This is a genomic window from Streptomyces sp. NPDC020731 (assembly GCF_044334705.1).
GTDB lineage: Bacteria > Actinomycetota > Actinomycetes > Streptomycetales > Streptomycetaceae > Streptomyces.
Genome location: NZ_JBIRTN010000005.1, coordinates 312,922 through 325,168, shown reverse-complemented (window position 1 = coordinate 325,168; position 12,247 = coordinate 312,922). Strand labels below are relative to the sequence as shown.

The following is a 12,247-nucleotide window of genomic DNA, read 5'->3' as shown; positions in this document are numbered from 1 at the left end:
CTCCGCCATTGAGTTGAACACGTTCAAAAAAAGGGTCTAGAGTCTCCCCTGTCAGCATTTTGAACGTGTTCAAGAAGGGCTGGGGGACATGGACCGTACGGTCATCGCCTATGTCATCTACCTGGCGGTCAGCATCGGGCTGACCGTCTGGGTGGCTCGCACGCTCAGCAGCAACGGGCGGGTCTTCCTCGCCGACGTGCTGCACGGCAACGAGAAGCTCGCCGACGCCGTCAACCACCTCCTGGTGGTCGGCTTCTACCTCGTCAACCTCGGGTTCGTCGCGCTGTACCTGAGCGACGACGACACGATCACCGACACGCGCGGCGTCTTCGAGGCACTGTCGACCAAGATCGGCGTGGTGCTGCTCGTGCTCGGCGTGATGCACCTGGGCAACGTGTACGTGCTCAACCGGATCCGGCGGCGCGGGGTGATGGAGCGGGAGCAGCTGCCGCCGGTCGCGCCCCAGGACTGGGTGGCCCCCGCGGCCGGGGCGGGAGCGGCGTGAGGGCCACACACGAGGACCGGGGCGCCGCGCGCGTCCCGGTACGCCGGCTCACCGTGCTGTACGACGCCGAGTGCTCCCTGTGCGCCTTCGTACGGGACTGGCTGGTGCGCCAGCCGCAGCTGGTGCCCCTGGAGCCGGTCCCGGCGGCGTCGGAGGCGGCGCGGGCCCGGTTCCCCGGCCTCGATCACGGCTCCACCCTGGAGGAGATCACCGTCGTGGGGGACGGCGGTCAGGTGTACCGGGGGGCCGCCGCCTGGATCGTCACCCTGTGGGCGTTGCGCAGGTACCGGCGGCTGGCCCACCGGCTGAGCACCCCCTCCGGCGCCCTGCTCGCCAGGGGCGCGGTGCTGGCCGCCGCCAAGTGGCGCGGGGCGGTGTCCGGGCGGGGCGGAGGCGTGTACCGCCGGGGTGACGGGTGGACGTACGATCCGCGCGGCGGCTGGAGCTACACCGCGCCGGGCTGCGAGGCGGGCTCCTGTACCGCCCCGTAGGGCGCCCTTCCGTAGCGTTAGGCTGTCTTTCCGTGCCCGCGAAGAACGACGGCCCCGACGACGGCGCCACCCTCAGCAAGTCCGAGCAGACCCGCGCCCTGATCCTCGAGACGGCCATGCGGCTGTTCCAGGAGCGCGGGTACGACAAGACGACCATGCGGGCCATCGCCAAGGAGGCCGGGGTCTCCGTCGGCAACGCGTACTACTACTTCGAGGGCAAGGAACACCTGATCCAGGGCTTCTACGACCGGATCGCCGCCGAGCACCAGGTGGCGGCCCGGGAGGTCCTGCGCCGGGAGAGCGACCTGGAGGCCCGGCTCGCGGGCGTGCTGAAGGCGTGGCTGGACATCGCCACGCCGTACCACGAGTTCGCGGTGCAGTTCTTCAAGAACGCCGCCGACCCGGACAGTCCGCTCAGCCCCTTCTCCCCCGAGTCGGAGCACGCGCGCGTGGAGGCGATCAGCGTCCACCGCTCGGTGCTCGCCGGGACGAGGACCAAGGTGCCCGAGGAACTGCGGGACATCCTGCCCGAGTTGATGTGGCTGTCCCAGATGGGGCTCGTCCTGTACTGGATCTTCGACCGGACCGAGGGCCGGGAGCGCAGCTACCGGCTCGCCGAACGCGGCGCCCGGATCACCGCGCGGGGCATCGCCCTGGCCCGCTTCCGGGTGCTGCGGCCGCTGGTGCGCGAGGTGCACGAACTGTTCACGGAGTTCCTGCCCGGGATGACGAAGGCGCTTCCGGACCCGGCGAAGAACCCGGCGAAGAAGGAGAAGGGGGCGCCCGCCGACGACGGGCGCCCCGACGATCTCAGCTGACGGCGTCCACCTCACCGGGCACGAGTTCCACGTCGTGCACCAGCGGGCCGTCCGTCACGGTCACGTGCGCCGCGCGGGAGCCGTGCGGGGTCGCCGTGGCCGCGAGCAGATAGGTGCCCGGGGCCGGTACGGAGAGGATGTACGCGCCGTCGGCGAGGGAGACGACCCGGTCCAGCCGGCGCCCCCCGGAGGTCAGCAGCGTGACGGCCGCGCCTTCCACCGGCTCTCCGTCGGCGGTGCGGACGAAGCCGTGGACGACCGAGGAGGGGCCGTGCGGGTCCGGGACCTCGGTGGGCCCGGGCAGGGCGTCCTCCTTCGGCTCGACCGCCAGATGCGGCAGCCGCTTCTCCAGACCGGCCGGCAGCCACCAGTTGGACTTCCCGAGCAGGTGCATCACGGCCGGCACCAGTGCCGTACGCAGGATGAACGCGTCCAGGGCGACCGCGGCGGCCAGCCCCACGCCCGCCATGGCGGCGCCGTAGTCGCCGCTGAGCACGAAGGCGAGGAAGACGCAGACCATGATCAGGGCCGCGGAGTTGATGACGCGGCTGGTCTCCGCGAGGCCGACGCGCACCGCGCGGGCGTTGTCCCTGGTGTGCACCCACTCCTCGTGCATCCGGCTCACCAGGAACACCTGGTAGTCCATGGAGAGCCCGAACAGCAGCGACAGCATGATGATCGGCAGGAAGGACGCGATGGGGCCCTCCTGGCCGAGGCCGAGCAGATCCAGGCCGAAGCCCCACTGGAAGATCGCCACCAGGACGCCGAAGGAGGCCGCCGCCGCGAGCAGGTTCATCACGGCGGCCGTCAGCGGCACCACCAGGGAACGGAACGCGAGCAGCAGGAGCAGGAAGCCGAGGCCGATGATCGTGCCGATGAACAGCGGCAGCCGCTCGCCGGTCACCGTCGCGAAGTCCTTGGACACCGCGGTCACCCCGCCGACATGGGCCTCGACGCCCGCGTCCGGGATGACGTCGTCGCGCAGGGTGTCGATGAGCCGGTCCGTCTCCTCGGCCTGCGGGGAGGTGGTGGGGACGACCTGGATGACGGTGACGCCGTTCGCGGGCGGTACGGCGGCGACCCGGGCGACGCCCTCGGTCTTCTCCAGGGCCGTCACCAGGCCGTCGGACGCCTCACCGTCCACGACCACCTGGAGCGGGCCGTTGAAGCCGGGCCCGAAGCCCTCGGCGAGCAGGTCGTAGGCCTTCCTGGTGGTCATGGCGGCGTCGTCGTTGCCCTGGTCCACGGTGCCCAGACGCAGCGACAGCAGCGGGATCGCGAGCGCCGCCATCAGGACCACGGCCAGGGCGGCAACGGACCGCGGGCGGCGCTGGACGCCGGCGGACCAGCGTGCGGCGAGACCGCTCACCGCCGCGGTCTCCGGGCCCTCGGCCGCGAACCTGCGGCGCTGGCGGCGGCTGAGCACCCGGTGGCCGAGCAGGCCGAGCAGCGCGGGCAGCAGGGTGACGGCGGCGAGCACGCTCAGGACGACGGTGAGCGTGGTGCCGATGACCACGCCGTCCAGGAACCGCAGGTTCGTCACCAGCATCCCGGCGAGCGCGATGCACACCGTGCCGCCCGCGAACAGCACGGCCCGGCCGGAGGTGTTGAGGGCGGTGACCGCCGCCTCCTCCGGGTCGGCGCCGCGCAGGATGCCGCGCCGGTGCCGGGTGACGATGAACAGGGCGTAGTCGATGCCGACGCCGAGACCGATCAGCGTGGACAGCAGCGAGGCCAGTTCGGGGACGTCGGTGACATGGCTGAGCAGCTGGGTGCCGAACATGCCGGTGCCGACGCCGAAGACGGCGACCACGATCGGCAGCAGCATCGCGAAGAGCGACCCGAAGGCCACGAACAGCACGACCGCGGCGGCCAGGATGCCGACCAGCTCGGCCGTGCCCGTCGGCGGTTCCTGGACGCGCGTGATGGCCTGACCGCCCAGCTCCACCCGGAGTCCGTCGCGCGCGGCGTCCTGCGCGGTGTCGACGACGTCCTGGACCAGCTCCTTCGGCACGGCGTCCGCCTGCTCGGCGAACGTGACCTGCGCGTAGGCGATCCGCCCGTCCTCGCTGATCTGCGCCGCGCCCTGTTCTCCGTAGGGATTCGTGACGGCGCCGACGCCCTCCATGCGCCCGATCTCCGTCAGCGCCGGCTCGATCCGGGACCGTACGGAGTCGTCGCGCACGGACCCCGCGTCGACCTTCCACACCACGGTGTCGGTGTCGCCGGCGCGTTCCGGGAACGCCTTCTCCATCAGGTCGTACGCCTGCTTGGAGTCCGTGTCCGGCAGCGAGAAGACCTCCGCGTAGTTCGTGCCCGCACTGCTCGCCGAAACCCCCAGTCCGAGCAGCACCCCCACCCACAGCAACAGGACCACCAGCCGATGCCGATAGCACCAGCGTGCCAATACCGCCACGTTTCCGCTCCTTTGTCACTCGGTCGGTCCCCCAGGTCCTGGCAGCAGAATGGACGGCGGCACCCGCGCGGGGACACGGCTCGCGCGGGACTCTCAAGGAACTCCAAAGCGAAGACCCGTACGACGGTGGGGAGTCGCGCCGATACTGGGAGCATGACGACAGCTCCCGGCACCGTGTTGGTCGTGGAGGACGAGGAGAGCATCGCGGACGTCCTCGCCATCGCCCTGCGCTACCACCGCTTCGAGGTCATGACCGCGGGCACGGTCCGCGAGGCGCTCGCGCTGACCGAGCACACCCTCCCCCACTCTCGAACACGCTCGCGCGGGGGGACCCCCATCGACGCCGCCCTCCTCGACGTGATGCTGCCGGACGGCGACGGCCGCGCCCTCGGCCGCGAACTGCGCTCCCGGCGGCCGGAGCTGGCGCTGGTGTTCCTCACCGCGCGGGACGCGCCCGCCGAGGTCGTCGGCGCGCTCGGCTTCGGCGACGACTACATCACCAAGCCGTTCAACATCGACGAGGTCGTCGCCCGGATCACCGCCGTACTGCGCCGCACCCGCCCGGCCGACGTCCTCCCGCAGCCGGCGCCGCTGCGCCACGGCGACCTGGAGCTGGACGAGACGACGTACTCGGTGCGCCGCGCGGGCCGCTCGGTCGAGCTCACCCCCACCGAGTACGCGCTGCTGCGCTTCCTGGTGCGCAACGGCGGCCGGATCGTGCCGAAGGAGCAACTGCTGCGCCATGTCTGGCAGTACGAACACACACCGGCCGAGTCGACGGTCGTCGAGACCTACATCAGCTATCTGCGGCGCAAACTCGACTCCCTGGGACCGCCGGTGATCACCACCCGGCGCGGGGTCGGGTACGGCCTGACGTGAGGTTCCCGATCCGGAAACCGGGCCCCGGGCGGGGCATCCACTCGCTGCGCGGGCAGCTGACGCTGGCGAACGTGGTGCTGCTGGCCCTCGGCATCGTGGCGGCCACCGTGGTGAGCGTGATGGGCATGCGCTACTACCTGCTGGACCAGATCGACACGGAGCTGACCCGCAACCGTGAGTCGCTGGGCGGCTCGGAGCTGACACTGCGCCAGATCGACTCGCTGAGCGTGCTGAGCTCCTTCCGCGACCGGGTGGATCCGGACTGGAACAGGGAGAACGACCCGGACTCGATCTTCGCCGCCGTGGACACCCGGGGCGAGCCCATCGGCATCCTCGGCTTCGAACCGACCGAGACGCAGCGCGACCTCGCCGACGCGGTGGGCGACGCGCGCGCCCTGACCCAGGACCCGGAACCGCACGACGTCACCGTGCGCGGCACCACCTACCGGGTCACCGCCACCCGGCTCGCGGACGGCACGTACATCCTGATCGCCGGCTCCACCAAGGCGGTGCACGACGGCATCGCCAAGGCCGTCAAGTTCGATCTGGCCATCGGGACGCTGCTGTTGCTGCTGCTGGCCTGCCTGACCATGTTCAGTGTGCGGCGCCGGATGCGGCCGCTGGAGGACATGGTGGAGACGTCGTCGGCGATCGCGGAGGGCGACCTGACCCGGCGGGTGCCCTCCAGCCGGGACCCGATCCTCGAGGTGGAGCAGCTGCGGCTCGCCCTCAACTCGATGCTCCAGCAGGTCGAGTCGGCGTACCGCACGCGCGAGCGCAGCGCGGCCCAGCTGCGGCGGTTCGTCGCGGACGCCTCGCACGAGCTGCGTACGCCGCTGGCCGCGATACGCGGCTATCTCCAGTTGTACGACCGGGGGATGCTGCGCGAGCCGACGGAGCGCAGGCGGGCCTGGGACCGGATGCTGGCGGAGTCCGACCGCATGGGGCGGCTCGTCGACGAACTGCTGGTGCTGGCCCGGCTGGACCAGCGTCCCGAACTGCGGCTGCGGAACGTGGACGTGTGCCGGCTGGTGCGGGACGCGGCGGAGGACCTGCGCGTGCAGCAGCCGGAGCGGGCGGTGACCGTGGACGCGGGCGGCTCGGTGCTGGTGCGCGCGGACGAGGCGGGGCTGCGGCAGATCCTGGGGAACCTGCTGGGCAACGTACGGACGCACACGCCGGCGGACGTCGCGGTACGGCTCGGGGTGGTCCGCGCGGACGGGGTGGTGCGGCTGTCCGTGGCGGACGACGGGCCGGGGCTCGCGGCGGAGGACGCGGCGCGCGTCTTCGACCGCTTCTTCCGCGTCGGCGGGGGTGCGGGGAGCGGTCTTGGCATGGCGATCGTGCAGGGTGTGGTGCGGGCCCACGGGGGCGAGGTGTCGGTACGGACGGCGCCGGGCGAGGGGCTGGCGGTGACCGTGACACTGCCGGCCCGGCCGGGAGCGTGCCCGGCGGACGACGGGACGACGGCCGGCCCGGAGCCGTCGCCGTCGCCGGCCCCCGTCTCGTCGAGCCGCACGGCATGAGGCCGGGTCACTCCCCGGCGGCCGTGAGGTCGGCGACCCGGGCGGTGCGTGCGCCGAGCGCGGTCAGCCGGTCGAGGGCCGCACGGTGCTGCGCCTCGTCGGGGCTCGCGGTGGCGTCCTCGACGACGACCACGCCGTAGCCCGGGCGCAGCGCCGTCCCGGCCGTCGCCGCGACGCCGTGCGCGGTGGAAAGACCGGCGACCACCACCTCGGTGACCCGCTCACGGTGCAGCACGTCGTCCAGTCCGGTGTCCTCGAAGGCGTCGAGGCCGTGCTTGGTCACCAGATGGTCGCCGGGGCGAGGCGTGCAGCCGGGCACGAGCTGATCAGGGGCGGCGTCCGGCCCGCCGGCGCGTACGTACCGGACCAGGACGACCGTCGAGAAGTGGTCGCGCAGTCGTCCGCACGCCTCGACGACGACCTCACCACCGACCGGCCCCCACGCCATGTCGACGATCCACCGCTGGAGATCTACCAGCACGAGTGCTGTACGAGCGTCACTCATCGACTCCCCTCCCCGACTGCGGGCAATCGTGCCTCCCGCAGTGCCCGAAACGGCCTGGGAGGTACCCCCAGGGCGGCACGGGTGGGCCGGGGGTACCCCCTCCGGGGGAGGCACCCCGCAAGCGCGGGTGAGCGAAACCCCACCCCCGGCCCACACCAGCACACCGTCAGGCCTGCTTGGAGGCCAACTCGATCACCGTGATGTCCGACGGCGCACCCACCCGCGTGGGCGGCCCCCACGCCCCGGCTCCCCGGCTGACGTACAGCTGGGTGTCGCCGTACCGGTCGAGCCCCGCCAGGGTGGGATTGGCCAGGCCGGCGACGAGGTTGCCGGGGAAGAGCTGGCCACCGTGGGTGTGGCCGGAGAGCTGGAGGTCGACACCGTGGTCGACGGCGTCGTGGATCTGCACCGGCTGGTGCGCGAGCAGCACACACGCCCGCGCCCGGTCCCGGTCGCCGAGCGCCTTCGCGTAGTCCGGCCCCTGCCCCTCGTCCTCACCGGCCACGTCGTTGACCCCCGCCAGATCGAAGTGCGGCAGTTCCGTGCGGGCGTTCTCCAGCGGGTTCAGCCCGAGCCGCCGCACCTCCTCGACCCACTGCTCGGCACCGGAGAAGTACTCGTGGTTTCCGGTGACGAAGAACGAGCCGTGACGTGCCCGTAGCTGCGCCAGCGGGGCCGCGGCCGGGCCGAGGTCCTTCACGCTCCCGTCCACCAGGTCACCGACGACCGCGATCAGGTCCGGCTGGGTCGAGTTGATCGTGTCGACGACCTTCTGCGCGAAGCCCCGCCCGAGCACCGGCCCGAGGTGGATGTCGCTGACCACCGCGATGCGGTAACCGTGCGCCGCGCGGGGAAGCCTGGCGAGCGGCACGGTGACCCGCTTCACCTGCGGCCCGCGCAGCACGCCGTACGTCCCGTAACCGACGGTCCCCACGGCCGCCGCGGCGGCGGCCCCGCCGACCACGCGGGAGACGAACAGCCGCCGGGAGGGGGCGGCGGGCGCTTCCTGCGGGCCGGTCGCACCGTCGTCGGCCGCCGCGTCGTCCCCGTCCGTCTCGCCGCCCGTCGCACCGCTCGGGCCACGTCCCGCGCCCCGCCCGGCCGGTATCGGCTCCGGCCGCGCCGGTGCGGGCGCCGCCTCCGCCGTCCCCGCCCGCCGTTCCAGGATCCGCCGCAGCACCGGGCGCACCAGCTCGCCCGCGAGCACCGCCAGCAGCAGATACAGGGCCAGGGCCAGCCACAGGAAGCCGGGCCAGGCCAGGACCTGCTGGAGCCGGAACGGGGCCCCGCCGCGCTCGGCGACGAGGGCGCCGACGGCCAGCGCCCAGCCGCCGGCGATCACCACGGCGCCCGCGCGGCGCACCGCGCCCGGACCCTTCGTGGTGTCCCGGAACAGACGCCGCCACACATACCAGTTGCCCGTCACCAGGACGGCCACCACCAGCAGCGCGATGAGTACGAAAACGATGGCCACGAGGCGCAGTTCCCCTGTTCCCGGTCAGGACGTCCGTGACGTCCGGCTCAGTGCGCGCAGTCCGCGCAACCCGATGCCCCCGATGACCGTCCCCAGTACGAAGGAGACGACGGCGAGCGTCAGATGAACGAAGAAGTACGCCGTCGGGTGCCCGTCCTCGAACGCGAGTCCGCTGCTGTCCTTGACCAGGTTCTTGACGAAAGTGACCCAAATGACCCAGCTCCACACCCCGAAGGCGAGCAGGAACCAGGAGACGGGGCGGCTGAGTTTCACCAGAAGAGACCTTTCCTCACAGCGCCGGGCCCCCTCGGTCGGCCGGGGGTCCGGGGGTTGTCCCCCGGAAGGGCACGGCATGCGTCCAGTATCGCCGGGAGGTGTCCGGTTCCTTGCCCGGGGTGGGGACCTGCCCGGGACTTCGTCAGGTATGGCATGTACGTTTCCGGTCGTGCCCGCACCCAAGAACACCGTCCGGCGACCGCTGCTGGTCGCCTCCGCCGTCCTGTTGTCCACCGCGCTGACCGCGCCCGTCGCCCTCGCGGCCCCGAAGCCGTCGACGAGTCCGTCGGCCACGCCCCCGGCGGGGATGTCGACGGTGGGCGGTGCCCGGCTCGGGCAGGCGGGGACGCAGGTCAACCTCGCGAGCGGGGTGCCGGTGCTGCCGAAGGACCTGTCGGCCCGCTCCTGGATCGTCGCCGACGCCGAGTCCGGCGACGTGCTCGCCGCGCACAACGCGCACTGGCGGCTGGCCCCGGCGAGCACGCTGAAGATGCTGTTCGCGGACACGCTGCTGCCGAAGTGGCCGAAGACGACGGAGCACAAGGTGGAGGTCTCCGACCTGGCCGGTGTCGGTCCGGGCTCCAGCATGGTCGGGATCAAGGAGGACGAGACGTACACCGTCCAGGACCTGTGGCTGGGTGTCTTCCTCCGCTCCGGCAACGACGCGGTGCACGTGCTGTCGGCGATGAACGGCGGTGTCAAGAACACCGTCGAGGAGATGAACGCGCACGCCGAGGAGCTCCAGGCCGTCGACACGCACGTGGTCAGCCCCGACGGCTACGACGCCGCGGAGCAGGTGTCCTCCGCGTACGACCTGACGCTGATCGCCCGTTCCGGGCTGCAGAAGAAGGACTTCCGGGAGTACAGCTCGACGGTCAGGGCGAAGTTCCCCGGTGAGACGAAGAAGAACAAGAAGGGCAAGAAGGTCCGCGGGTCCTTCGAGATCCAGAACACCAACCGGCTGCTGGCCGGCGACACCGACGTGCCGGTCTACCAGGGCATAGCCGGTGTGAAGAACGGCAACACCACCAACGCGGGCGCCACCTTCACCGGTGTCGCCGAGCGGAACGGCAAGGTGCTGCTGGTCACCGTGATGAACCCGCAGAAGAACGTGAGCAACGAGGTCTACAAGGAGACCGCGAAGCTCCTCGACTGGGGTTTCAAGGCGGCCGGCAAGGTCCGGCCGGTGGGTGAGCTGGTGCGGCCCAAGAGCGCGACGCAGACCGGTGGCCGGCCGGGCCCGTCCGCTTCTCCCGGTGCGGCCGGGGGCACCGGGGACGGTGCCGTCGCGGCCGGTTCGAAGCCGGTGGCGAGTGCCGCGCCGGGCGGTGGCGCCGACGGCATCGGGGTCGCGCTGGGCATCGCCGGCGGGGTGCTGGTGCTGCTCGCGGGCGGTGCCTTCCTGGTCAACCGGCGCTGGCCGCTGCCGGACCTGGTGCGCCGTCGCTCGCGTCCGTGAGCCCGGGAGCCTCGTCCCGCCTGCTCTGCGTCGCCGTCCACGCGGCGCAGAACAGGACCAGTTTCGAGGTGAAGTTGATCCACAGCAGCAGGGCCACCGGGACGCCGAACGCGCCGTACATGCTCTTCGTGGCCACGCCCTGCATATAGCCGCTGAGCAGCAGCTTCAGCAGTTCGAAGCCGACCGCGCCGGTGAGGGCGGCGACGGTCAGGCGGTGCCGGGTGGGTTCGACGCCGGGCAGCAGGGTGAGGACGTACAGCAGGAGCAGGAAGTCGGCGCCGACGGCGACGGCGAACGCCGCGACGTGCAGGACGATCCCGCCCCAGCCGCCCTTCTCCAGCCCGATGGCGTCGCTGATCCGGCCGACCATCGCGGAGGCGACGGCGGAGGCGACCAGGGTGATCAGGACCGCGCCGCCGAGTCCGACGAGGATGCCCAGGTCCTTGCCCTTGCGCAGGAGGGGGTTCTCCTCCTCGTCCGGCAGCTCCCACACCGCGCGCAGGCACTCGCGCATGGAACCGGCCCAGCTGATGCCGGTGAACAGCAGCACGGCACCGGCGATGAGTCCGACGGTGCCGGCGTTCTCCACCAGCTCCCCGATGTCCAGCTGGTCGGAGATGCCGGGCACCTGATCGGTGATCCTGTCCTGGAGGGTGTCCTGCTGGTCCTGGCTCAGCGTGGCGGCGCCGGCCGAGGCGGCCACGGTGAGCAGCGGGAACAGCGCGACGAAGCTCCTGAACGTCATCGCGGCGGCCAGCCGCGCCCAGTGCACCCGGTCCAGACGCTCGTACGACCGCCACGCGTGCGTGAGCATCAGCCGGGCCGTCCACGGCCCGACGACCGGAAGCCTTTTCAGCCAGTCCATGATCCGACTCTGCCCCCCTCGCGGAATCCCCATGTCCTGGTACCCCGGAACCGGGCCTCCGTGACCGGTGGCGGAGCGGAGAGCCCCTCACCGGTCGGTCCCTCACCAGTCGGCCACCGCCAGGGCGTACATCGCCGCCCAGACCAGGCCGATGACGGCGAGCGCGCGGTCGCCCAGCACCACGTCCTCGGGTTCGCCGGCGGTCCCGCGGTCGGCGAAGACGGCGTAGCGGAGGACGGCGAGGACGAAGGCGACCACGGACAGCTGCCGCCAGGGCAGCACGCTGGCGTGCGGCACGCCGCCCTCCTCCAGGGCCCACAGGCAGTAGCCGAGGACGGCGACGCCGGCGGCGAGCTGCCAGACGAAGCGGAGGTAGCCGGTGGTGTACTCGGTGAGCAACGCGCGCGTGGCGCCCGCCTTTCCGGTCATCTGCACGGCTTCGGAGTAGCGCTTGGCGGCGACCATGAACAGGGCGCCGAACCCGGTGGTGATGAGGAACCAGCGCGACAGCGGGATGCCGAGGGCGAGGCCGCCGATCACCGCGCGCATCACGAAGCCGGTGGTGACGACGACGAGGTCGACGACGAGGACGTGCTTGAGGCTGACGCAGTACGCCAGTTGCATGGCGAGGTAGGCGGTCAGCAGCGCGGCGGCCTCCGGGGGACACAGTCGGGCCGCGACGGCGGGCGCGAGGACGCCGAGGGCGATTCCGGCGGCGTAGGCGGCCGGTACCGGGACCCGGCCGGCGGCGACCGGGCGGCGGCACTTGACGGGGTGGGCGCGGTCGGCGTCGGCGTCGCGCGCGTCGTTGACGAGGTAGACGGCGGCGGCGCAGGCGGTGAACAGGACGAAGACCAGGGCGAGCCGGGTCAGGGCGCGGACGGAGAACAGTTCGCCGGCGGCGGCCGGGGCGGCGATCACCAGGACGTTCTTGACCCACTGCTTGGGCCGCGCGGTCAGCAGCAGGCCCTTGAGGAGGCCGCTCCGGCCGGACGGCGTGGTCTGCCGCCGCTCGGAGCGCTCGCGCAGGAGG

The 12,247-nt window shown here is 72.1% G+C and carries 12 protein-coding genes; 6 read left to right on the top strand and 6 right to left on the bottom strand.

Annotated features, from left to right (window positions below; translation table 11 throughout):
- Positions 1 to 88: 88 nt before the first annotated feature.
- The 3 genes from ACH4VX_RS10435 to ACH4VX_RS10425 are packed head-to-tail and all read left to right on the top strand — an operon-like array spanning position 89 to position 1,814.
- On the top strand, positions 89 to 505 hold the full coding sequence (locus tag ACH4VX_RS10435) for a hypothetical protein (protein WP_398366938.1): 417 nt from the start codon (positions 89 to 91) through the stop codon (positions 503 to 505).
- Positions 502 to 996, top strand: a complete 495-nt coding sequence (locus ACH4VX_RS10430; protein ID WP_398366937.1) for a thiol-disulfide oxidoreductase DCC family protein — start codon at positions 502 to 504, stop codon at positions 994 to 996. The genes ACH4VX_RS10435 and ACH4VX_RS10430 overlap by 4 nt, the downstream gene beginning before the upstream one ends.
- A 32-nt stretch (positions 997 to 1,028) precedes the next feature.
- Positions 1,029 to 1,814 (top strand): TetR/AcrR family transcriptional regulator, encoded by a 786-nt coding sequence (locus ACH4VX_RS10425; protein ID WP_398366936.1) that lies wholly within the window; start codon positions 1,029 to 1,031, stop codon positions 1,812 to 1,814.
- Here the strand turns inward: ACH4VX_RS10425 and ACH4VX_RS10420 are convergent.
- Entirely contained in the window at positions 1,807 to 4,221 is a 2,415-nt protein-coding gene (locus ACH4VX_RS10420) for an MMPL family transporter (protein ID WP_398366996.1), read from the bottom strand. The genes ACH4VX_RS10425 and ACH4VX_RS10420 overlap by 8 nt on opposite strands.
- Before the next feature lie 162 nt (positions 4,222 to 4,383).
- Here ACH4VX_RS10420 and ACH4VX_RS10415 point away from each other — a divergent pair, with 162 nt between their 5' ends.
- Both ACH4VX_RS10415 and ACH4VX_RS10410 read left to right on the top strand, forming a co-directional pair.
- Positions 4,384 to 5,109 carry a response regulator transcription factor gene (locus ACH4VX_RS10415; RefSeq protein ID WP_398366935.1) on the top strand — a complete coding sequence of 242 codons (726 nt, stop codon included), beginning with the start codon at positions 4,384 to 4,386 and terminating at the stop codon, positions 5,107 to 5,109.
- Positions 5,106 to 6,635 carry an ATP-binding protein gene (locus ACH4VX_RS10410; protein ID WP_398366934.1) on the top strand — a complete coding sequence of 510 codons (1,530 nt, stop codon included), beginning with the start codon at positions 5,106 to 5,108 and terminating at the stop codon, positions 6,633 to 6,635. The genes ACH4VX_RS10415 and ACH4VX_RS10410 overlap by 4 nt, the downstream gene beginning before the upstream one ends.
- A 7-nt stretch (positions 6,636 to 6,642) precedes the next feature.
- Here the strand turns inward: ACH4VX_RS10410 and ACH4VX_RS10405 are convergent, their stop codons facing one another.
- From ACH4VX_RS10405 to ACH4VX_RS10395, 3 genes are all read right to left on the bottom strand, one after another.
- On the bottom strand, positions 6,643 to 7,140 hold the full coding sequence (locus tag ACH4VX_RS10405; protein ID WP_398366933.1) for a cysteine hydrolase family protein: 498 nt from the start codon (positions 7,138 to 7,140) through the stop codon (positions 6,643 to 6,645).
- Between the two features lie 166 nt (positions 7,141 to 7,306).
- A complete protein-coding gene (locus ACH4VX_RS10400) occupies positions 7,307 to 8,614 on the bottom strand; it encodes a metallophosphoesterase (RefSeq protein WP_398366932.1) in 1,308 nt (435 codons plus the stop codon).
- Positions 8,615 to 8,638: 24 nt separating this feature from the next.
- Positions 8,639 to 8,887: an SCO4848 family membrane protein gene (locus ACH4VX_RS10395; protein WP_030829790.1), complete on the bottom strand. Its 249-nt coding sequence runs from the start codon at positions 8,885 to 8,887 to the stop codon at positions 8,639 to 8,641.
- A gap of 172 nt (positions 8,888 to 9,059) precedes the next feature.
- Between ACH4VX_RS10395 and ACH4VX_RS10390 the strand changes: the two genes are divergently transcribed.
- Positions 9,060 to 10,349 (top strand): D-alanyl-D-alanine carboxypeptidase family protein, encoded by a 1,290-nt coding sequence (locus tag ACH4VX_RS10390; protein ID WP_398366931.1) that lies wholly within the window; start codon positions 9,060 to 9,062, stop codon positions 10,347 to 10,349.
- Here ACH4VX_RS10390 and ACH4VX_RS10385 read toward each other — a convergent pair.
- The gene (locus ACH4VX_RS10385) at positions 10,297 to 11,214 is read right to left on the bottom strand and encodes a YihY/virulence factor BrkB family protein (protein WP_398366930.1); all 918 of its coding nucleotides are present in this window, start codon (positions 11,212 to 11,214) and stop codon (positions 10,297 to 10,299) included. The genes ACH4VX_RS10390 and ACH4VX_RS10385 overlap by 53 nt on opposite strands.
- A 102-nt stretch (positions 11,215 to 11,316) precedes the next feature.
- Positions 11,317 to 12,243 (bottom strand): decaprenyl-phosphate phosphoribosyltransferase, encoded by a 927-nt coding sequence (locus tag ACH4VX_RS10380; RefSeq protein WP_398366995.1) that lies wholly within the window; start codon positions 12,241 to 12,243, stop codon positions 11,317 to 11,319.
- Positions 12,244 to 12,247: the final 4 nt, after the last annotated feature.